Origin of the sequence: Pseudomonas khavaziana (assembly GCF_036704165.1) — a bacterium.
Classification (GTDB): Bacteria; Pseudomonadota; Gammaproteobacteria; order Pseudomonadales; family Pseudomonadaceae; genus Aquipseudomonas; species Aquipseudomonas khavaziana.
In genome coordinates this window covers 3,745,537-3,767,516 of sequence record NZ_CP129946.1, presented here as the reverse complement: position 1 = coordinate 3,767,516, position 21,980 = coordinate 3,745,537, and the positions used below count along the sequence as shown (strand labels likewise).

General features: G+C 60.9%; 19 protein-coding genes. 14 read left to right on the top strand and 5 right to left on the bottom strand.

The features are described from left to right. The first annotated feature begins 6 nt into the window (after positions 1-6). The 12 genes from tssE to QYQ93_RS16550 are packed head-to-tail and all read left to right on the top strand — an operon-like array spanning position 7 to position 13,684. Entirely contained in the window at positions 7-408 is a 402-nt protein-coding gene (gene tssE / locus QYQ93_RS16605) for a type VI secretion system baseplate subunit TssE (protein WP_043050513.1), read from the top strand. After that, on the top strand, positions 398-2,185 hold the full coding sequence (tssF, locus tag QYQ93_RS16600) for a type VI secretion system baseplate subunit TssF (RefSeq protein ID WP_043050514.1): 1,788 nt from the start codon (positions 398-400) through the stop codon (positions 2,183-2,185). Before tssE ends, tssF begins: the two co-directional genes overlap by 11 nt. Continuing rightward, a complete protein-coding gene (gene tssG, locus QYQ93_RS16595; RefSeq protein WP_338475074.1) occupies positions 2,149-3,156 on the top strand; it encodes a type VI secretion system baseplate subunit TssG in 1,008 nt (335 codons plus the stop codon). Before tssF ends, tssG begins: the two co-directional genes overlap by 37 nt. A gap of 12 nt (positions 3,157-3,168) precedes the next feature. Beyond that, the gene (locus tag QYQ93_RS16590) at positions 3,169-4,698 is read left to right on the top strand and encodes a sigma-54 interaction domain-containing protein (RefSeq protein WP_043050516.1); all 1,530 of its coding nucleotides are present in this window, start codon (positions 3,169-3,171) and stop codon (positions 4,696-4,698) included. A 35-nt stretch (positions 4,699-4,733) separates the two neighbouring features. Next, on the top strand, positions 4,734-4,865 hold the full coding sequence (locus QYQ93_RS16585) for a hypothetical protein (protein ID WP_043050517.1): 132 nt from the start codon (positions 4,734-4,736) through the stop codon (positions 4,863-4,865). Positions 4,866-4,882: 17 nt separating this feature from the next. Beyond that, the gene (tagH, locus tag QYQ93_RS16580; protein ID WP_338475073.1) at positions 4,883-6,067 is read left to right on the top strand and encodes a type VI secretion system-associated FHA domain protein TagH; all 1,185 of its coding nucleotides are present in this window, start codon (positions 4,883-4,885) and stop codon (positions 6,065-6,067) included. 5 nt (positions 6,068-6,072) lie between these two features. Next, a complete protein-coding gene (gene tssJ / locus QYQ93_RS16575; RefSeq protein WP_338475072.1) occupies positions 6,073-6,558 on the top strand; it encodes a type VI secretion system lipoprotein TssJ in 486 nt (161 codons plus the stop codon). A 1-nt stretch (position 6,559) separates the two neighbouring features. Beyond that, positions 6,560-7,888, top strand: coding sequence for a type VI secretion system baseplate subunit TssK (gene tssK, locus QYQ93_RS16570; protein WP_338475071.1), 1,329 nt, complete (start codon positions 6,560-6,562; stop codon positions 7,886-7,888). 5 nt (positions 7,889-7,893) lie between these two features. Continuing rightward, entirely contained in the window at positions 7,894-8,754 is an 861-nt protein-coding gene (gene icmH, locus QYQ93_RS16565; protein WP_338475070.1) for a type IVB secretion system protein IcmH/DotU, read from the top strand. Positions 8,755-8,769: 15 nt separating this feature from the next. Beyond that, complete coding sequence (tssM, locus tag QYQ93_RS16560) at positions 8,770-12,120, top strand: type VI secretion system membrane subunit TssM (protein WP_338475069.1); 3,351 nt, start codon at positions 8,770-8,772, stop codon at positions 12,118-12,120. Next, the gene (locus QYQ93_RS16555; protein WP_043050522.1) at positions 12,117-12,848 is read left to right on the top strand and encodes a PP2C family protein-serine/threonine phosphatase; all 732 of its coding nucleotides are present in this window, start codon (positions 12,117-12,119) and stop codon (positions 12,846-12,848) included. Before tssM ends, QYQ93_RS16555 begins: the two co-directional genes overlap by 4 nt. Continuing rightward, positions 12,845-13,684 (top strand): serine/threonine-protein kinase, encoded by an 840-nt coding sequence (locus QYQ93_RS16550; RefSeq protein WP_338475068.1) that lies wholly within the window; start codon positions 12,845-12,847, stop codon positions 13,682-13,684. The genes QYQ93_RS16555 and QYQ93_RS16550 overlap by 4 nt, the downstream gene beginning before the upstream one ends. Positions 13,685-13,692: 8 nt before the next feature. On the opposite strand, the gene QYQ93_RS16545 is transcribed toward QYQ93_RS16550, so the two are convergent. Next, positions 13,693-14,022, bottom strand: coding sequence for a DUF6388 family protein (locus QYQ93_RS16545; protein WP_043050524.1), 330 nt, complete (start codon positions 14,020-14,022; stop codon positions 13,693-13,695). Between the two features lie 11 nt (positions 14,023-14,033). Then, a complete protein-coding gene (locus QYQ93_RS16540) occupies positions 14,034-14,312 on the bottom strand; it encodes a hypothetical protein (RefSeq protein ID WP_338475067.1) in 279 nt (92 codons plus the stop codon). Positions 14,313-14,627: 315 nt separating this feature from the next. Between QYQ93_RS16540 and QYQ93_RS16535 the strand changes: the two genes are divergently transcribed. Beyond that, complete coding sequence (locus QYQ93_RS16535) at positions 14,628-16,697, top strand: EAL domain-containing protein (RefSeq protein WP_338475066.1); 2,070 nt, start codon at positions 14,628-14,630, stop codon at positions 16,695-16,697. Positions 16,698-17,124: 427 nt separating this feature from the next. On the opposite strand, the gene QYQ93_RS16530 is transcribed toward QYQ93_RS16535, so the two are convergent. From QYQ93_RS16530 to QYQ93_RS16520, 3 genes are read right to left on the bottom strand one after another with little or no spacing between them, the layout of a single operon-like run. After that, a complete protein-coding gene (locus QYQ93_RS16530; protein WP_043050872.1) occupies positions 17,125-17,967 on the bottom strand; it encodes a metal-dependent hydrolase in 843 nt (280 codons plus the stop codon). A 15-nt stretch (positions 17,968-17,982) separates the two neighbouring features. Next, positions 17,983-18,873 carry an SDR family NAD(P)-dependent oxidoreductase gene (locus QYQ93_RS16525; protein WP_217882754.1) on the bottom strand — a complete coding sequence of 297 codons (891 nt, stop codon included), beginning with the start codon at positions 18,871-18,873 and terminating at the stop codon, positions 17,983-17,985. After that, positions 18,870-20,408, bottom strand: a complete 1,539-nt coding sequence (locus QYQ93_RS16520) for an NAD(P)/FAD-dependent oxidoreductase (protein WP_338475065.1) — start codon at positions 20,406-20,408, stop codon at positions 18,870-18,872. The genes QYQ93_RS16525 and QYQ93_RS16520 overlap by 4 nt, the downstream gene beginning before the upstream one ends. A 288-nt stretch (positions 20,409-20,696) precedes the next feature. Between QYQ93_RS16520 and QYQ93_RS16515 the strand changes: the two genes are divergently transcribed. Next, a complete protein-coding gene (locus tag QYQ93_RS16515) occupies positions 20,697-21,695 on the top strand; it encodes an alpha/beta hydrolase (RefSeq protein ID WP_338475064.1) in 999 nt (332 codons plus the stop codon). Positions 21,696-21,980 lie beyond the last annotated feature (285 nt).

Sequence of the window (21,980 nt, the reverse complement as noted above, 5' to 3'; positions counted from 1 at the left end):
CAGGGCATGCCCCACCACAATAGCCTGTTCGAACGCCTTGAAGGCGATGCATCGACCCGCACATGCACCGTTGTGTCCGTCGCCGCACATTTGGGCAGGATGCTCAGCACTCGCGCAGGCAGTGTCCAGGCGCTGCCTGATTATGGTTTGCCTGACTTCAACGATATGCAGCTGAGCCTGCATGAGTCCCTGACCCGGTCGCGCCTGGTGATCGAGCGGTTCATTCAGGCCTATGAACCGCGGCTGGTGAATGTACGTGTGAGGTTGTTGCCCGCTGCCAAAGAGCCTTTGGCCTTGGCATTTGCCATCGATGCCGGGTTGGTCATCGACGGTACCACCCAGCCCGTGGTGTTCCAGGCGCGCCTGATGGATGCTGGACAAATCAAGGTCTGCGTCGATGACCATTAACCACTATTTTCAACACGAGCTCAGTGCGCTGCGCCAACTTGGGCGGCGCTTTGCCGAGCGCAATCCCGCCCTGGCGCCGTTTCTCGCAGAGGCTGGCCAGGACCCGGACGTCGAGCGCTTGCTGGAAGGCTTTGCGTTCCTGACCGGGCGGCTGCGCCAGAAACTCGATGATGAATTGCCGGAGTTGACGCATTCGTTGATGCACTTGCTGTGGCCCAATTATATGCGGCCAATCCCGGCCTTCAGCATCCTGCAGTTTGACCCCTTGAAGCGTGCAGGCCCCAGCGTCCGAGTGGCACGGGACACTGCGGTGGAAAGCACGCCGATACAAGGTGAGCGTTGCCGTTTTCGCACCTGCTATGCCACCGACGTCATGCCCCTGCAACTCAGCGGCCTGGAGTACCGGTGCCAAGGCGACGGGGCGTGGCTGGACCTGTGCCTGACCATGAGCGCCGAAGGCAGCTTCAATGACCTGACGTTTGATTCGTTACGGTTGCACCTGGCCGGCGACGATTACGTCAGCCAAGGCCTGTACCTTGGTCTATTGCGCCATCTTGACGGCATCCAATTGTCGTTGTCGGGGCACGACGGCTTGCCGGTCAACACAGCCGATGGACACCCCGTGACGCTACGCCTCAGTGCCGGTCAGGTTCAGCCCGTGGGTTTTGCCCCGGAGCAGGCGCTGATGCCCTATCCGCAAAATACGTTCGATGGTTATCGCCACCTGCAGGAGTACTTTGCCTTTCCTGAGAAGTATCTGTTTGTCGATATTCAAGGGCTGAATGTACTGCACACACTGCCTGGTGAGCTGCTCAAGCAGGCGCACGGAATGGTTGTGCGCTTCCAATTGCGCACGCAGGGGCGCGATGGCCTGCGCCCGTCCCTGGATAACGTGAAGCTGTACTGCACGCCTATCGCCAACCTGTTCAATCAAGACGCGATTCCCATTCGCCTGGATGGCAAGCAGGATGAGTACCTCCTGATGCCCGGTGGTTATGCGCCGGGCCACGCCAGTGTGTTCTCCGTGGACCGGGTCACCGGGTGGCGCCCCGGTGGGTTGGGTCACCAAACCTACGTGCCGTTCGAGTCCTTTGAACATGACACACACCACGAATCGCTGGCTGCACCTCCCAGCTACAGCATTCGACAGCGCTCGTCGTTGCAACATGGCGGGCTGGACACCTGGATGGGTTTTGGCACTCGCCGCGCACAGGGTCAGGAAACGTTGTCGGTCGAACTGACCTGTACCAATAGCAACCTGGCGCAGCAGATCCGTCCGGGCGAAATCAACCAGCCCGGCGAGCACACGCCGGAATCGTTGACGTTTCACAATATCACCACGCCTACCGCGAGCTTCACGCCGCCCTTGGAGCAGGATTTTCTGTGGAGGCTGATCAGCAACATGTCGCTCAACTATCTATCGTTGACCGATATCAACGCCTTGAAAATGGTGCTTGAAACCTATGACCTGCCGCGCCATCACGATCGACAGGCGCTCAAGGTCAGCCAGAAAAGGTTGGGCGCGCTGCGTTCCATCCGCTACGAGGCGGTGGACAGGCTGCACCGCGGGTTGCCTATCCGGGGGCTGCGCATCGACCTGACCGTCGACCCTCAAGGCTTCGTCGGCCACGGCGACCTGTTTCTGTTCGCCTCTGTCATCAATCAGTTCTTTGCGCTCTATGCCAACCTTAATTCTTATCACGAGTTGCGAGTCCTCAGCACACAAGGAGACGTGTATCTATGGCCATCCCGGACGGGCCAGCAACCCTTGCTCTGACCCGGCTTTGCCGTGTCATCCGCGAGTACACGCTGTACCAGGCGGTCTTGCAGGTGACCGAACGGTTGCGCGAAGCGCATCCGCTGCTGGACGAAGATGCGTTGTACGACCAACTGGAATTCCAGGCCAATCCGAGCCTGGGGTTTGCGGCACACGATATCGATCTGGTGGAGTTCTTCACGGACCACGGGCGTTTGCGTGCCCGCCTGCGCCTCAACGTGCTGGGGCTATTCGGTGCGGGTTCTCCACTGCCGGCGTTTTATGCTGAACAGGCGCTTGCCGAGCAGCCAGGGGGCAATCCCACCCGCGACTTCCTGGATATGTTTCACCATCGCCTGCACCGCCTGATGTTGCCGATCTGGCGTAAATATCGCTATCGGGCGTGTTTCCAGGCCGGGGCCAATGATGCGTTCTCTGCGCAGATGTTTGCGCTGCTCGGCCTGCGCGGCGACGCGATACGGCGTGCATCCCAACTGGACTGCAAACGTCTGCTGCCTTACCTGGGGCTGCTGAGCCTGCGGACGCGCTCGGCTGCCGTGATCGAGTCGGTGCTGCGCCACTACTTCAAGCACGACGCGTTGTTCATCGAGCAATGGGTCAAGCGCCGGGTTGATATCAATCCCGTGCAGCGCAACGGCCTGGGGCGTGCCAATTGTGCACTCGGTGAAGACCTGGTCCTGGGGCAGCAGGTTGCGGACCGCTGCGGCAAGTTCCGGGTGCAGTTGCAGGCGCTGGGCTGGCAACGGTTTCACGACTTCCTGCCGACTGGAAAGGCCCATCAGCCGCTGTGTGCACTGGTGCGCCTGGCTACTGGCAGTCCTTTGGACTATGACCTGCGCCTGGTGCTGGCGCGCAGCGAAATCAAGGCGCTGCACATTGGCCAGGACAACGTTTGCCGCCTGGGTTGGACCAGTTGGCTGGACCATGAGCGAGCCGATGGCGTGGTGATGCTCGCCGGCAATCTTTATTAGGGACTGATGACCATGCTTAATGAGGACATGCAGGCGCTGACCGGTACGTGTGCATTCACTGTCGATGCGCTGGCCGCCTGCTTCACCCGCCTGGGGTTTGAAAGTGATGAACACGTGCTGCCTGGAAAATGCGTTGCGGACGTCGCGCAACTGGCCCGGTGCGAGCTCAGCCAGCTGTATCTGCTCGATGAAGCGAGCGACCGATTAGAGCTGGTCGCCCAACATTTTCCCGATGGGCCTGCACCGGACTTGGCAAGCACACCCGTCGACCTGCGCAATCAACAACTGCTGCACTACACCTTGAACCGGCGCGCGGCCCTGAGCCTCGATGAGGTACAAGGCAGTTGCTATGACACCCGCTTCCTGCCTGTGTCGCCGACACCGTGGCGTGCGCTGCTGAGCATGCCTCTGTTCAGCGCAACGGATCGACTGACCGGCGTGTTGTTGTGCGCCAGCCAAAGCCCGCTCCAGTTGCACAGCTACGCAATCTCCCTGGGCCAATTGGGTAGTTTTGCCGTGAGCAGGCTGCTCCTGCTACGTGGCATGCGCCAAAGGCTTGGAGCGACGCCGAGGCAGGCTGTGCCGTTGGCCGGGGCATACGGCTTGATCGGCAACAGTGCAGCCATGGCCCAGACGCGCGAGTTGATCAGCAAAGTCCTGCATACCCCTTACACCGTGTTGCTGCGCGGCGAGACCGGCACCGGCAAGGAAGTGGTGGCACAGGCGATTCACGCGGCCGGCCCGCGCGGTGCCAAGGCTTTTGTCGTGCAGAACTGTGCGGCATTTGCCGACGGGTTGCTGGAGAGTGAACTGTTCGGCTATCGCAAAGGCGCGTTTACCGGTGCAGACCGCAATCATGCCGGGCTGTTTGACGCTGCCGACGGCGGTACGTTGCTGCTCGATGAAATCGGTGACATGCCGCTGCTATTGCAAGCCAAGTTGTTGCGGGTTCTGCAGGAAGGCGAGATTCGTCCGCTGGGCGCCAGTACGGCGCACAAGGTCGATGTGCGCATCATCGCCGCGACTCATCGCGACCTGACGGCCATGGTCGCCGAGGGGCGCTTTCGCGAAGACCTGTATTACCGGCTTGCGCAGTTCCCCCTCCAATTGCCCGCCCTGCGTGAGCGCGACGGCGATGTGCTGCAACTGGCCCGGCATTTCACCGACCAGGCCTGCTTGCAGTTGGGCAGGGCGCCGGTCGAGTGGTCGAGCGCTGCCCTCGATCAGCTGTCGAGCCACAGCTTTCCCGGCAATGTGCGTGAGCTCAAATGCCTGGTCGAACGCGCCGTGCTGCTGTGTGACGACAATCTGATTCTACCGGCGCACCTGTCAATGCCACTGGCGCCGGCACCGACCGCTGACGACGTAACGCTACGCCAGCGTATGGAGCGGGTAGAGCGGGTATTCCTGCTCGATTGCCTGCACAAGAACCAGGGCAACCGCACCCGTACCGCACGGGAGTTGGGGGTTGCGCGACGCACGCTGCTCTACCGGCTGGCGCGCTTGAACATTCCCGTTGGCAAGGCCAGGGAAGAGCGTTGAGTGGTGTACTTGATTTTCACTGAGGGAGAAACCTGATGCCTGATCGTTCGTGGCAAGCCGTCTTGCTGGTGTTGTGTTTATTGGGCGGCTGTAACGCCAACACCGTCTTTGACGATGCCGAGTATCGTCCTTTGGGCGACCCCCAGGCGGTCACCCGTGGCCGATGAATGGAGGGAGCCAAAGGATGCAGCTGGTGTTTGAGGCCTGCGCGGTCGAGGGTGCGCAAAACGTAGCCCCGGCCCGCAAAGTATTTGACAGTAGAGGCGGTGTGATCGGCCGCGGCTCCGGATGTGACTGGGTAATACCCGATCCGAGCCGCGTGCTCTCCAGCCATCACGGCTTGGTCGGCTATCGTGGGGCCCGCTATTTCCTGACGGATATCAGCCGCAATGGAATCGGGGTGGTGGGCAGCGCCGAACGCCTGCGTAAAGGGCAGGCGCGCTTGATCAGCGATGGCGATGTATTTGACCTCGGGCCGGTGACGATACGTGCGCAATTGCTGCAAGCGCCGCGCCACGGTAGCGAGCAGCGGGTTATCACGGGGGGACTGATTCCGGATGATGCGTTTCTGTCCTTGGATCCTCTGCATGCGTTGGACCTTGATCACCCGCGTAAAGCCAACTCGGAGGACTTGGACGCATTGAGCGAGAGAGTCGATGAGTCCGGCATCTGGACTGACAGCCAGGGTGCCGAACGGGAACACCTGATAGTGCCGTGCCCGGTCGAACCCGTTGCGGCACTTGGCGCGGAGGACCCGATAGCCGTGCCCTTGGATGAACTGTTCTGGGTGCAGTTTGCAACAGCCTTGGGCATCGACCTGGCTACCCTCGAAAGGTCCGGTCGGGAAGCACTGGCAATCAAGGTGGCGCGCTTGTTCCACCTGGGAGTGAACGGCTTGCAACAAACGCTGCGCACCTGTGACGAACTGAACAGCGAGTTGGCCTCGGGGGCCGGTGCCAGCCTGGACCTGTCCCAGAACCCTTTGAAGGTGTGTCCCGATACGGGGGCTGCGATTGCCGCCATGCTGGGTTCGCAGGTGTTGGGGCAACTGTCCGCTGAACGGGCGATCGTCCAGGCCTGCCGGGACCTGCAAGTGCGTCAAGCCGCCCTGCTGGCCGCATGCCGAAGCGCGCTGCGTAACGCCAGGACCGCCTTCGAGCCCAGCTACCTGATGGGGTGCTTCGAGTCCCAGGACAGGCCACCTAGATTTTTCGCGGATGCATGGCATTGGCGGGCTTACCAGCGTTACTACCAGCGGCTGGCGGCAGATGAACAACTGATCCGGCGTCCGCTGGACGGTGATTTTGCCAAGGCCTATGAGGAGCAGGTTCGCCTGATTGGCGCTCTGCATATGGATTTCCCAGGATGAACGTCATGTATCGAATTAACTCTGCAGCCGTGCTGCTGCTGTTCGGTCTGTTGGCAGGCTGCAGCGCGATTTCGCCTTTTTCGACGTTGACCAAGTTGGATCTGGTGCTGACCGCCAGCGAGCAGGTCAACCTTGACCTGCACGGTCGACCCTCTCCAGTGGTGGTCCACCTGATTGAACTGCGCCATGGCGTGGCCTTCGAGAATGCCGACTTCTTCAGCCTGTATGGCCATGCCGAGCAGGTACTGGCGAAGGACTGGGTGAGCAGTGAGGAAGTTGAACTGCGCCCCGGTGACCGCCTGGCGCTCAAACTCAGGGTCGGGCCTGACAGTCGCTTCGTGGGTATGCTCGCGGCTTATCGAGACTTGCCTCATGTACGCTGGCGGATGCTGGTGCCCGTCACCTCCCGGAAAGTGACACGGGCCGAGCTGGCGCTGGACCAGGCCGGCATTCGAGTGGCCGGCCAGGTGCCTGATCTGGAGACGCGCTGATATGCCTATCCATAAAGTCATCTGGCAGGAAGGTATGTTGTTGCGCCCACAGCACTTGCAGCACAACGACCGTTATTACCATCAGCAACTTGACCAGACGCGCCTGCTGGGCAGTGACGCCTGGGGTTTCCTGACGTTGGACCTCAACGTGCAGTACCTGAACCTGGGCAAGCTGGTGGTCAATCAGGCCAGCGGCGTATTGCCGGACGGCAGCCTGTTTGAGTTGAGTGCAGCCACGGAACCCTTGGTATTGCAGGTGCCGCCGAATACGGAACAGCAAGGGATATACTTGGCGCTGCCCCTGGCGACCGGCAATCAGGTCGAAGTGCGCCAACCGCAGCACAGCGATGTCCTGGCGCGTTACCTGAGCTGTGAAGTGGAAGTGGGGGATAGCAACGTGGGGGTAGATTCGCGTTGCCAGGTGCACTGCGCACGCCCCGATTTGCGTCTGCTGTTGGGCGAGCGCCAGAGCGACCAGCGCTTTGTCAAACTCAAGATTGCTCAGGTGCTCAATTCCAGCGCTGAGGGAGGCCTGAGCCTGGATACGGACTTTCTTCCGTCGTTCATTTTTGTGCAGGCGCATGGCTATGTGGCGTCGTGTCTCAAGGAAGTGATCGGCCTGCTTGCCAGCCGAGGCGACGCTATTGCGGCGCGAATCCGCGCCGGAGGCACCGGCGCGGGCGCGCAAATCGGTGACTTGTTGATGCTGCAAGTGATCAATCGCACAGAGCTGGAACTGCGTCACCGCCTGAGCCAGCCCCAGGTGCGTCCGGAGGCGGTGTTCCGCGCGTTGGTGTCGATGCTTGGCGAGTTATCAACCTTCGCCAACGACAGCAAGCGTGCGCAACTGGAGGTGCATTACCGGCATGGTGACCAGGGCGCGAGTTTTCGTGGGCTGATGGAGCCCGTGCGAGCGGTGTTGTCGATGGTGTTGGAACAGCACGCTATCGAATTGACCCTGCAGCAACGCCAGTACGGCGTGCTGGTGTGCCCGGTGAGCGATTTGAAATTGCTCGGTGCGGCCACATTCATCCTGGCCGCCACGGCGCAGTGTGACGCAGAGGAACTGCGCCAGCGTCTGCCGGCTCATCTGAAGATTGGGCCGGTAGAGCGCATACGGGAGTTGGTCAACCTGCACCTGGCCGGGATCAGGGTCAAACCGCTGCCGGTGGCGCCGCGGCAGATTCCGTTTCATGCCGCTAAGACCTATTTCATGCTCGACATGAGTGCCCGCGATATCGCGCAGCTGGAGCAGTCCGGTGGTTTTGCTTTCCATGTGGGAGGTGAGTTCGTCGGGCTTGAACTGGATTTTTGGGCCATCAGGAACTGAATGTCATGGACAGCGACTACTCACAAGATGAAAAAACCGTCCTGCTCGACCGCGACAGCCATGGGCCTGTACAGGGACCGCTGACGGACTTCCCGTCGCCGCCGCGCTACGAGCAACTTGAGGACCGCATGATCTACGCGGGTCATCTGCTTGACACGCAGAGTTTCAACGCGGGGCTCAACCCGGTGGTCGCCGCAGCCGGAGAGTTATTGTCGGAGATCGTGCGACTCAAGGTCAGCGCCGAGCGCGAAGACCTGTGCATGCTCAACGACCGGTTGTCATTGGCTGTGACTCAATTCGAAACCCGTGCCTTGCAGGGGGGTGTTGAAAACAACCAGGTCATCTCCGCGCGCTATGTGTTGTGCAGCGTGCTTGATGAGGCTGTCGTCACCACCCCTTGGGGAGCGCAGAGCGACTGGTCGAAGATGAGCTTGTTGAGTCGCTTCCATAACGAGACCTTTGGGGGCGAGAAGGTTTTTCAACTGCTGGAGCGACTGTCCCGTGATCCGCTCAAGCACCTGGCAATGCTAGAGCTGATGTACCTGTGCCTGTCCTTGGGTTTCGAAGGGAAATACCGGGTCATGGAGAGAGGTGTGTTGCAAGTCGAAGCCGTTCGCGATGCCTTGTATCGGCAGATCAGGCATGTGCGTGGGGATGCGCCGACAGGGCCCGTATTACCGGCACCCCATGGGCTGGCGAGGGGCAGGCGGCTGCGTGTGATTCCGGCCACTTGGTGGGTAGCCGCCACCCTGGCCTGCCTGCTTGCGATGTACACAGGGTTTGCCTGGTTGCTGAGCCAGGAGCGCGCGGATGCATTGCAAGCCCTTCAATTCCTGGCGTCGGACCCGATCCGCACGCCCTTGTAAACGCTGGAGCAATCAATGAGCGCATTTTTCAAGGGCGTTGGCGCCGTGCTGAGTCGGGTTTGGGTCTGGAGTCTGCTACTGGTACTTTGCAGCGCTGTACTGGTGTGGTGTCTCGGGCCGCTGCTGGCGGTGGCCGATCACCGCTTCTGGCAAGGACCGACGGCCCGCCTCGCCAGCATCAGTGTGTTGTTCCTGCTGTGGGGTTTGGCGATGGTGGTGGTCGGCGGACGACGGGCCGGTGGGCGCGAACGACCTGAACGCCTGGCGCCCCCTCAAGCCTTGAAATGGGTGGCGGACGAGCAGAAACACCTGCGCAGTCGGTTCAAGGAAGCGCTCCAGGTGCTCAAGACTTCTCCCCGTTATGGGATGCACAACGCGCGCTGGCGCCATGATCTGCCCTGGTACCTGATGATCGGCGATCAGGGCAGTGGCAAGACGCAGCTGCTGGCAACAGGCGGCTTGCAGTGGCCGCTCGATCACGCCGACACGCGAGCACTGGGCAACCACTGTGACTGGTACTTCGCCGATGCCGGCGTGCTGATCGATGCCCCTGGACGCTACCTGAGCCAACCCGACAGTGCCGTGGATGCAGCAGGGTGGGCGGCGTTGCTGGAAAGGCTCCGGTGGCGGCGCAGCGTGCGCCCGCTCAGTGGCGTGATCGTGACGCTTTCCGTGGACGCGTTGCTGACCACCACCGAGTACGATCTGGATCAGCACGCGCGACATGTACAGTCGCGCATGCAGGACATCCAGCAGTCATTGCATGTGGACGTACCGATCTACCTGGTGCTGACCCAGGCTGACCGACTGCCGGGCTTCGCCGAGTTTTTCGACGTGCCGCTCAGGGAGGCATCCGACGAGGTGCTGGGCCAACCCCTCGATGGCAGCTGCGCGACTGACGTCACGCAGGTTCGCCAAGCCGTCGAGCAATTTTTGCGGCGTTTGAACGCTGAACTGATCAGCCGCCTGCACCAGGAGCGCAATGTCGAGCGCCGCGGCCTGATGCTTGAATTCCCGCAACAGGCTGCGCGGATAGGCGAGCGTATTTGCCTGTTCATTGAGTCGGCTTTTTCGGCTCATCGCTACCAGCGTATCAATGGTCTGCGCGGCTTCTACCTGACCTGCGCCGGTGACAAACACGCTCGTTTTGTCCAGGGGCTGTTCAGCCGGGTGATCTTTGCCGAGGCCGACCTTGCAGGTTTGCAGGCTCCGGAGCAGCAGCGTATCCGGCGACGCCAGGGGCTGCTGGCAATGGCTGTAGCACTGGTGCTCGGTTGCGCCGCAGCGCTGTGGATGCACAGTTATTCCGTCAACCATCAACGGCTGACGCAAATGGCGGCGCTGACAACCGCCGTCTTGCCGGTCCTGAAGGGCCATGATGATGCGTCGTCGCTATTGCAGCTGTTGGATGCACGCCTGGCGGCGACCCAGGTCTTTCCTGCGTCGGCAGAGGTGCGCCTGATTGAACGCGCCGGCTTGTACCAAGGGGAACCGAGCCGCCCATGGGTTACCCAGGCTTATGATCAGGCGCTGCAACAGCACATGCTGGCGTGGATAACGGCCCAGCTCGGAGAGCAGGTGCGTGCCAACCTTGGAGACCGCGAGCAGTTGTTGGATCACCTGCGCGCATACCTGATGCTCAACGCACGTGAGCGTCGCGATAACAGTTGGTTGGCACAACACCTGACGAATCATTGGGCAGTACGTTTTGCCGCAGACATGTCGACCCGCAAACGCCTGGGCCAACACTTGGCGCGATTGCTTGAACGGCCATTCGTAACCCCCCTTGATGACAACCTCGTTGCCCAGGCGCGGGAAGCCCTGAGGGGTGAGTCATTGGCCGATGTGGTGTATCGGGTACTGCGCGAGCAGGCACGCGACCTGGAGCCCTTGCGCCTGGCCGAAGGCAAGGTATTTGCTGCGCTCGACCCACCGATTCCCGGGTTCTATACCAAGCGCTATGTGCAGTTCCTTGATGCTCAAGGTTCGAGGCTGGTAAATGCCATTGCCCAGGACAACTGGGTGCTGGGGGAGGCCACCGATTTGAGCTCCGAGGATTTGCGCCGGCTGATGATCCAATTGCAGCAGCGTTACTTCGGTGAATACGCCGATGCCTGGAGTGCGGCGCTCGGCCGCGTCAGGCTGCGGCAAACCGACAACCTGCGCGAAGATGCCGAACAACTCACGGCCCTGACATCGGCCCAGTCACCCCTGATCCTGCTATTGCAGCAACTGCGTGAAAACACTCGTCTGCTGCCGGGTCACGAACTTTTGGATCAGGTGACCCAGCGCTCGGGTGAACTGGGGGTAATAGCCAAGGCCTCGCTGGGGCAGGCGGGCCTTCCCGACGCCGGGCGACGAGCGTTGCAACGGCGTTTTGAACCCTTGCACCAGTTGCTGGACGAGCAGCAGGACCCCGGCGCGGCGTTGTCCCAGGCGTTGCGGCTGCTGGATGAGCTACACCTGCAACTGACGGCATTGAACCGCGATAGCGCACCGGAGCAGGCAGCGTTCCGGAGGGTAAAGGGTCGTATGGAGGGGCAGCACGATGTGATAGGGAACCTGCGTGATGCTGCAGCGCGCTTGCCGTTGCCACTTGCGGGGTGGTTTGAAGGGGTGGCCGATGTCAGTTGGCGGCATTTGTTGGAGCAGGCTTATGTGCACGTCAACCAGCGTTACCAGAGCGAGGTTTATAGCCTGTACGCCAAGGCGATTCGCCAGCGATACCCATTCAATGCCCATGCGGCCAGCGAAGTTGCTCTTACTGACTTTCATGAGTTTTTCAAACCGAATGGGGTCATGGCACGTTTTTACGACGGGTATCTGCGGCCATTCGTCAGTGTCGACGGTGCCCGCTATCGGTTGCGTGGCCTGGATGGTCAGGGCTTGCCGGTGTCGCACTCGTTGCTGGATCAACTGATGAAGGCCCAGGTTATCCGGCGCGGCTTCTTCACCCCGGATCAGGGTGAACTGTCGGTTCGGTTTACCTTGGCGCCCTACAGCCTGGATCAGTCAGTCAGCCGGGCGATCCTGCGCTTTGGCGACCAGCAGTTGGAATATCGCCACGGCCCGATCGTGCCCATGGCGTTCCATTGGCCAACCGATGCAGACAATGGGCGCAGCAGCCTTGTCCTGGAGAGAGGGGGGGACCAGCGGCCACTGGGAATCGAGAAGAACGCAGGCGCATGGTCGTTGTTCCGCTTTTTGGACCTGCTGCACAAAGAGCCCGCTAACGGACGAAACACACAAATTTTCAAGGCGGACCTCGCCGGCCTGCGTGCCAATTACCTGCTGACCAGCCAGCGTATACCTGGCCCGTTTGACATCGGCACCTGGCGCACTTTCCGACTGGCGCAGCAACTGTGAGCCAGGGACCTGGCCGGTGGCGCAGTGCCGGGCGCACCCAGCGCGGGCAGGCGCGGTTGCGCAACGAAGACGCGTTCCTGGACTGCCCGCAACATGGCTGCTGGGCAGTGGCCGACGGGATGGGCGGGCATCGACATGGCAATGTCGCCAGCCGCTGGGTGGTCAGCAGTCTCGCTTCAGTGTCGGCCCGGGGCAACCTAGATCAACGCATCGACGCGGTCCGCAAGAGCTTGCAAAGCGTCAATCAGCGCTTGAGAAGTTGCCGAGCCGGGCCTGACACAAGCGCTGATGCCATCATGGGCAGTACGGTGGTGGCCTTGTTGCTTGAGAGCGGGCGTGCGGCCTGTCTCTGGGCGGGGGATAGTCGCTGCTATCTATGGCGTGGGCAGCGTCTTTACCAGTTGTCGAGGGACCATTCGCTGTTGCAAGGCCTCATGAACGAGGGGCAAGTCAGTGCGACCCAAGCCCGGGCTTACCCTGGCGCCCGGGCCCTGACCCGGGCCATTGGTGCACGTTCGCCACTGCATCTGGAGGTACTGGAACTCAGTACCCGTCCAGGCGATGTGTTTTTGCTGTGCAGTGATGGCCTCTACCAGGCGCTCAGTCATGCAGACCTGGTCCGAGCGTTGCGCCTGGGCGCGCCGCAGCAGGCGGTGGAACGGCTGTTTGCCGAGGCGTTGCGTGGGGCAGCACGGGACGACCTGACCGCTGTAGTGGTGCAGCCTTGAGCTCGACGGGCGAGCCGCCTCGTTTGCTGGGCGGGCGCTATCACCTTGAGTACGTACTGGGCAAAGGCGGGATGGGTGTGGTGTATCGTGCTCGTGACCTGTTGCACGAACAATTAGGCGAGGCGTGTTCGCCTGTGGCACTCAAGCTATTGGGCGAACCTTTTGCCCAGTGCCCGGATGCACATGTGTTGTTGTTCAGCGAATTTGCGTTGGCGCGTAGCCTGCGACATCCGCGCGTGGTGCGGATGTTTTCGTTCGAGGTCGACACCCAGAGCCAAATCGCGTTTTTCACCATGGAGTGGCTGCAGGGCTTGACCCTGGACCGGCTGCTCCTGGAGTGTCCCGATGGTTTGCCCTGGCGGGAGCTGCAACCCATGGCCCTGCAGTTGCTGGATGCCCTGGGCTACACCCATCAACAGAATGTGCTGCACGGCGACGTCAAGCCAGCCAATGTCATGGTGGGACAGGAGGGGGTGTGCTTGTTCGATTTTGGGCTGGGGTGTGCACAAGCGCAGGTGGCGAGCCTGTCGAGCCTGAGTCGCAGCCGGTTCAATGCCTGGACGCCCGCTTATGCAGCGCCGGAGTTGCGCGAAGGCGGTGCGTTGAGCGCTGCCGCCGACGTGTACGGCGTGGCCTGTATCATCTACGAATTGGCCCATGGCAAGCGTCTTGGCAAGCACGCGCCGATGGATAGATTGACCTGCCCGAGGCAACTGCCCAGGCGCTGCTGGTCGGCGTTGCGTGTGGCGCTGGCAACAGACCCGCAACAGCGAACCATCACGGTCGCCGAACTAGGCAGGGCCATGAGTTGCAAACGGCCGCGTTGGTATCTGTAGGGCGAGGATCAGACCTTCAAGTCATGCAACTGGCAGTATTCGACCCAGTCCATGCCGGCCATCTGTGCGACTTCTTTATGCACCTCGCGACGTTGCGCCTCGAAGGCTTCGCTGGACTCGGCCGTCAGCTTGAGCGTCAGTTCCCAGGCGAACAGATGCTGTTGTTCTGCTTGTGCTTCGAAGGCTGCGTGCAGGCGTTCGGCGCGATACTGCGCCAGGGTTTCGCCCCTGGCCTGGGCCGCCAGTGGATTGAGGTTGTCCAGCTCACTGGCGATGTGCGGGTGTTCGCGCAGGAATCTGTCCAGTGCAAGCTGGTAGGTATCACTGGGTGTTGACAACGCTATGCACCTTAATTGGAGGGCCGGATCTCGGCATCGGAAGTATGGCTGCTGACCTGGCGCCGAGCCCGTTTGCGCGCCCTGCGCTGCATCCAGTTCTGCAACGGCGCGAGCAGAAAGAACGTCAGGTAGGCGACCAGCACCAATGCCAAGTCTACCCAGGTCTCGGCAACGGGTCCGGTAAACAGCTCGATGACGTTTTTGATCACGAACAGCAGCGCCACGCTGCACAACCACAGCAGGATGGTGACAAATAAGGGACGCATGGTGCTTGGTCGCTTGTCTTGCATAGTAAGGCTCCTTTGTGCCCGTTGTCGTTCCAGGCTAGATTCCCTGAGCGCACCCGCTGTTACGCAGGTTGTAACATCCTTTGACACGCAGAAAGGCGCGGATGATACCGACTCAGACAGCCTTAGGGGATGACTCAAGTCAGAAAGTTCGATAATTCATTAGAGAATTCGTGTAGTAACCCAGCAGATAGTGCCGAAAAAGCCTGAGAACCGTGGGCAAAAGGCTTTCACTCCCACCATCAGGACGTGTAGCGTTAGCGAGGGTCTCCGGCCCTGGTATCAAGCGGCAGTAAGGTGACGGGCAGAGGATGGCTCATGGCACAAACGCTGTTCAGACTTTTCCTTACCCAGCGCCTGGCAGTCTTGGCCAGCGCCGAATCGTTGCGTGTGATTCGTGAAGGACTGCTATGGATCCTGCCTTGCCTGCTGGTATCCGCCGGTTTCCTGATCCTGTCCGAATGCGCCCGGGTGCTGGGGTTCAGCCCGCAGGTGGTAGCGTTCCTGGCAGGGCTGCACAACCAGATCAGTTCGGTGATTCCCCTGCTGGTCGCGGCCTCCATCGGTTACATGTTGGCGATCCAGCACCGCCTTCCACAGTTGCCGGTCGCATTCCTGTGCCTCGCCCATGTGGTGGTTGCCACTTTTGTGCTGCGCGAATACCCCAGGGCTTCGGCCACTTTCTTGCTGTTTATAGCTATCGCCTCACCCTTGGTCAATGTGCCCGCCATCGCCTGGCTGCACCGCTTTCGTTGGACGCGACTGGTCAACGAAGACCTGGTCGGGCATAACCTCAAGGGCACCATCAATATGGTGCTCCCCGGTGCGATCACGGCGGTGTCGTTGGTGGTGCTGCTGTCGTTGCTGCTGATGATCCCTTGTGTGGCGCAATTGCAGGGGCCCCAGGTGCTCGATGCATTGCAAGCGCCCTACGGCGGCGGACTCTTTGTAACGCTGATGAATTCGCTGCTGTGGTTCTTCGGCATTCACGGCGTGTATGCGATGCAGCCGCTGTTCGACGTGCTGGACAAGGCCGTGGTGCTCAACGGCGCGGCGCAGGCCGCGGGGGAGCCAGTCCTGTACCTGCTCAACAGCGGCCTGTTGGGTAGTTTTGCGTTTATCGGCGGTTCCGGCGCCACATTGTGTCTGCTGCTGGCGATCCTGCTGTTTTCCAGGAGCCAATCCATGCGGTTGCTGGCTATGGCCAGTTTGCCGCTGTCGTTATTCAACGTCAGCGAGGTGCTGTTGTTCGGGTTGCCGATCATTCTCAACCCGCGTTTGTTCATCCCCTTTGTGCTGGTGCCGGCGTTCAACACCGTGGTGGCGCTGACGGCAGTGCAGTTGGGCTGGGTCTCACCGGCGGTGGCCAGCGTGCCATTTACCGCGCCGGTACTGCTCAATGCCTACCTCAGCACCCATGGTGATCTGGCGGCGGTGCTGCTGCAGCTGGCGCTGCTAGGTGTGGGTACTTTGGTGTATGCGCCCTACGTGCGGGCAATTCATCGCCAAACCTGCGAGGGTGGCACGGTTTATTTGAAGTCCCTGGACATGACCTTTCGCGGTCTTGAAGAAAAAGGCCGTCTGCTGAAGTTCGACCCGGTGCTGGCCTCCCACAGGGCTTCGGCACGACAGGCCGTGGAGTTGAGTCGAATCCAGCAGATCAGCGATTACGAGTTCTACCTTGAGTTCCAACCCCAGGTGTCGACCCGCACCGGCCTTTGCACCGGGTGCGAGGCGTTGATGCGTGCCCGGGACAGCCAAGGCACGGTGCATTCACCCTGGGAGTTCCTGCAATGGCTTGCGCAGGCCAGGCTGATGCCGGATGTGGACGTGTGGGTGGCGTCCCAGGCCGTGCGCCAGTATCAGAAGTGGAAGAAGGACGGTTTTGAATTGCCGATGACCATTAACATTTCCAGCGCCACCTTGAAGGACGCGGCCTATGCTGATCGTCTGGTGGACATTCTTGCCCAGGCCCATGGCTGGGTATCGGTGGAGATCACTGAGGACGCGCTGGTCAGTGATATCCCGGCTACGCGCCAGACCATCGAGAAACTGCAGGCCACGGGCGCCAAGGTGTATCTCGATGATTTCGGCACCGGCTTTTCTGCATTGAGTTACCTGCATCAGTTTCCTGTGGACTTCATCAAGATTGACCGCAGTTTTGTGGTTGCCCAGCGCGACCCCAAGGGCGCCCAGGTGCTGACCGGCATGTTGCGTTTTTGCGAGGCCTTGAAGCTGGGGGTGGTGGTGGAGGGGGTGGAAACTGCCGAGCAGTTGGGTTTTCTGAGTACGGGGCCCGAGGTGTTTATCCAGGGGTGGTATTTCAGCAAGGCACTGCCGGGGGATCAGTTGCCGGGGTTTGTGCGTGAGCGGGCGGCGTTGGCTTGATTCATATGTGGGAGGGGCCTGCCCCCGATCCCGGCCTGACGGCTGACCAGTATTTGACTGATGGTCTCGGTCCAAATGTGGGAGGGGGCTTGCTCCCGATGGCGGTCTCACAGCCAACCAGGATGTTCGGTTGATCGAGTACATATCCATTGTTTAGGTGACGGCCACTATTGGTTCCGCTCTTACAGCGGGTCACTTTGAAAAGCGCAAAGTAACCAAACGCTTTTGCCCCACCACTCGGCACCTCGCCCGGGCTCGGTGTGCCCGTAATCCGACAGGGATTTGGGGCGGCTAAACCGGCATCCCTGCCGGTTTACCCCCCAAAACCCTGTCGAATTCCGGCCAGCGTGGTTTAACGGGGCGCCTCAAATCAAAAGCAGATCAAGATCAAGGGCGGCTCGCTGCGCATCGTGGTTACGTTCGGCTGCTACGCCGACTCATACCCGCGCCGCGTCCGCTCAATCTCTTGCACCAACCCGTCTATCCCCGCCAGGCGTGCCCGGTTGTCATGATCCCAAGGATGAAACCCCGGTTTGAAATAATGCAGCCACGGCCGCAGCATGCGCGGGAACACGCCCTTGGGGCCATACAAATACTTGATCATGCGCCACAGCCCCTTGAGCTTGCCGCCCGAGGTGCGGTCGGCAATCAACAGGCGTACGTGGAAATCCAGTACCACCAGCCAGAACATCAGGGTGGTGGTCAGCATGGTCCCGGTGCGCAGCAGATAGCGTGCAGGGCCGGGCGTGATGACGCGGTTCCAGACATCGAACGCCACGGCTTTATGTTCGGTTTCTTCCAGGGCATGCCAGTACCACATCTGCTGGTAACCCTTGAGCGAGTCGCCAAAGCGCGAGGGGTCGCTCAGCAGGATTTCCGCGAGCATCGCGGTGTAATGCTCAAGGGCAATGGTTACTGCCAGGTTGAACGCTGGCGGCAGGTGTTTTTTCTGCAGGTCGAGGAAGAATTTCAGGCGCCCGTCGAGGGTGTGCGCCGGTAGCCCGGCCGCTTGCAGCAGGTCGTTGTAGGCCACATGTTCGCGACTGTGCATGGCCTCTTGGCCGATAAACCCCTGGATTTCCTTTTTCAGTTCTGGATCGTCGATCTGCCCACGGTAGTGGCGCACGCTGTCCATGAAAAAGAGTTCGCCTTGGGGAAACAACAGCGACAGGGCATTGAAGAAATGACTGATGACCGGACCTTGTTCATGCCAGTCCTTGATGCGCTCGGCAGGCAAGGCGAAACGGATATCGCGACGGATCGGCAACATGGTGCGTCCTCCTGTTCAGAGACGGGGCTCGTCGTTGGTTTCAAATACCGGCCTGCGTGGCTTGGGCGCCATGCGCTTACTGGCCAACACCACCAGCGCTTGATAGGCCGATGGCAGGCAACGGGCGAGTAGGTCGAGAAAATAGGCGTCGCGACCGATCAGCACGCGACGCTTGTTTTTGCGCACGCCTTGCAGGATCACCTTGGCGGCCTGGTCGGCATCGGTGATGAACAGCTTTTCAAAATCGGCGCGGGCTTGTTGCTCGCTGTGGATGAGAAACCCGGTCATGTTCGCGTCGATGCGGCTGCTGCGGCAGATATCAGTGCGAATGCCACCGGGGTGCACACAGGTGGCCGAGACCCCGCAGCGTTGCAGGTCGAGTTCCTGGCGCAGGGCTTCGGTAAAGCCGCGCACGGCAAACTTGGTGGCGTTGTAGCCGCTCATGCCGGGCTGGGCAAACAGGCCGAACACGCTGGAAGTGTTGACCACATGCCCGTCGCCGCTGGCTTTGAGGTAGGGCAGGAATGCCTTGGTGCCATGCACCACGCCCCAGAAGTTGATGCCGACGATCCATTCCAGGTCGGCGTAATCCACGCCTTCCACGGTACTCGACAGTGCCACCCCGGCATTATTGAAGACCAGGTTGACCTGGCCGTGCTCGGCGGCACAACGGGCCGCCCAATCCTGCATGGCTTGGCGGTCGGAGACGTCCAGCACTTGGGTGGTGACGGTCACGGGCGCCAAGGTCGAAGTCTGCACCAGTGTCAGGGTCTGCTCCAGCCCCTGGCTGTTCTTGTCCGCCAAGGCCAGGTGGCAGCCCTCCCGTGCCAGGGCCAGGGCCAGTGCGCGGCCCATGCCGGAGGCCGCACCGGTGATCGCCGCGACGCGGCCGTTGAATGACTTCATGACAGGCTGCCTTCTGTGGCGGAGTGGGGCGCGGGTAGCGGGCGCGGTGTGGCGGGCGTCGGCAGTGGGCTGGCAAGATAGTCCTTGAGCGCAAAATGCCGGGTGACCTGCTTAAAGCGCCAGGTCGAGCCGGGCCACAGCGTGGTGTTCTTGCCGGTGCGTGGGTCCAGGTACCAGCTCTGGCAGCCGCCGGTGTTCCAGATGGTGCGCTTGAGCTTGTCCTGCAACTGGCGGTTGTAGGCCTGCTCCACGGCGGGCTTGACCTCTACCGTGGCAATGCGCTGGCGCTGCATTTGGCGCAGTGCGTCGAGGATGTAGCTGACCTGGGCTTCGATCATCAGAATCATCGAGTTATGCCCCAGGCCGGTATTGGGCCCCACGATCAGGAACAGGTTGGGATAGCCCGGCACGGTGGTGCCTTTGTAGGCATGGGCGCCATCGCTCCAGGCGTCCATCAGGTCGATGCCGTCGCGGCCGATGATGCAACCGCGGGGCAAGGGGTCGCTGGCCTGGAAACCCGTGCCGAAGATCAGGCAGTCAGCGGGATGCTTGATGCCGTCGGCGGTGATCACACCGTCGGCTTCGATGCGTAGCACGCTGTCGGTGACCACCTCGACATTGCTGCGCGAGAGAGCCGGGTAGTAGTCGTTGGAGATCAACACGCGCTTGCAGCCAATGGTGTAGTCCGGCGTCAGCGTCTTGCGCAGGGAAGGGCGCGCCACTTGTCTGCGCAGGTGACGCAGGGCGATTTTCTGCACCATCTTCATCAGCCGTGGGTGCAAGGCAAAACCCACCACCCGGCCTTCCAGCGCCCAGTAGAGGGCGCTGCGCACCAGCTTTTGGGTGAACGGCAGGTGCTTGAACAGCCAGCGCTCGAGGGTTGAAATCGGCCGGTCGGGCTTGGGCATGATCCACGGTGGTGTGCGCTGGAACAGGTCCAGGTGCGCCACTTGCGGCGCGATGTGCGGCACGAACTGAATGGCACTGGCGCCGGTGCCGATCACCGCTACGCGCTTGCCTTTCAAGGCGTAGTCGTGGTCCCAGTGCTGGGAGTGGAAGCGCTTGCCCTTGAAGCTGTCCAGGCCTGGAATGTCCGGCATCGCCGGGCGCGACAAACCACCCATGCCCGATACCAGCACCCGTGCACTGACCAGGCGGCCATTGCTGAAGGTCAGGTGCCAGCGTTGCTGCTGCTCATCGAACTCCGCACGTTGCAGGCCCATGCCAAAACGCAGGTAGGGCGCCAGCTCGAAGCGCGTGGCGCATTGTTCCAGGTAGGCGCGGATCTCAGGTTGCGCCGCGAACTGCCGCGTCCAGTCCGGGTTGGGCGCAAAGGAAAACGAATACACATGGGACTGCACGTCACAGGCGCACCCTGGGTAATGGTTATCGCGCCACGTACCGCCGAGGGTCTCGGCCTGCTCAGCGATAAAGAAGTCGGTGAGTCCGGCCTCCTTGAGTTTGATCGCCATGCACAAGCCCGCGAAACCCGAGCCGATGATGGCGATGTCGATTGAATCACTGCGGGCATTCATAGGGCTGCCTCATTAGTAGCAAGCTTGGGCATCGAATCTGCTCCTGTTTTTGTTTTGTCTTTTAGATAGAACACCATTGCAAAGGAAAATTGAATTATTTATTTTAAAAAAGATTTTAAATAATCTACCTGAAAAAATCGCCTACGCTAGGACCTTGTTGCGCATGTGGGATTTGTCCGACGGGCGAGCACGCCATGCATCAAGTCCAGGTCCAGGGTGTGGACGATGGCTGAGGCCTTGATCAATTCCGGTCGGGTCGCCAGCCGCAGGGAAGCAGAGGACCGAGCTATGGCTGTCGAATGGGTAGTGGCTGCGGGTGTGCTGGTGGGCGCCAGCGCGGCGTTATGGGGCTTGAGTGCCTGGATGACGCGGCGCATTGAAGCGGCCGTTCCGAGCAACGGGCGCTTCGTCGAGGTACAGGGCGAGCGCTTTCATTATGTCGAAGAGGGCAAGGGCCCACCGCTGGTGATGATCCACGGGCTGATGGGCAACAGTCGCAACCTGACGTATGCCTTGTCCGGCCAACTGCGTGAACATTTTCGCGTGATCACCCTCGACCGACCGGGTTCGGGCTATTCCACCCGGCGCCGTGGTACGGCGCCAGACCTGCCGGCCCAGGCCCGTCAAATTGCCGCCTTCATCAACACACTCGATTTGGATAAGTCGCTGGTCCTGGGGCATTCCCTGGGCGGCGCGATTGCCTTGGCGCTGGCCCTGGACCATCCCCATGCGGTGTCCGGATTGGTGCTGGTGGCGCCCTTGACCCATCCCCAACGCATGTTGCCGCTGGTGTTCCTGTCTTTGGCGGTACGCCCGGCCTGGTTGCGCCGCTGGATGGCCCACACGTTGACCATGCCCGTTGGCCTGCTGACCAAGGACGCGGTGGTCAGGGGGGTATTCGCTCCCGATGCTGCGCCGCCGGACTTTGCCACCCGTGGCGGCGGGTTGCTGGGCATGCGCCCCGACAACTTCTACGCCGCCTCCACCGAGATCAACCGCGTCAACGATCACCTGCCGGACATGGTCAAGCGCTACCCGCAGCTGACGCTGCCTATCGGGCTGATCTATGGCGCGCAAGACCAGGTGCTCGACTTCCAGAAACACGGCCAGGCCCTGGCGAGCAAGGTGCCAGGATTGAAAATGCAGGTGGTGGAAGGCCGTGGGCACATGTTGCCGATCACCGCGACGCAGCGAGTGGCGGCGCTGGTAGAGCAGGTTGCCAAGCGCGTTCGAACCGGCGAAAACGTCAGGCAGTTGCAGCCACCCGTGGCCCTGGCGAGCAAATAAGTGTGCGACCCGACTCGCGGTTCAACGGCGTTGATGCCTGCCCTAGACACCTGACCACGCGGCTGAAAAAGAGACTGCTCGGTCACGGAAGAAAGGGCTGGAGAAACTAGTTGACGACCTAACGATTCCGCGCTATTTATTTAAAAAAATTATTTCAATGTGTAATTTGAAATTATTTTTGAAATGCCTAAGAGCGAATAAAATAATGAAAAAAACGCCTTTTATCGCATGGTCAATGTCTCGGAGCTGTCAGCGCTCCGTGAACCTCTCAGCTGCCCGAGCATT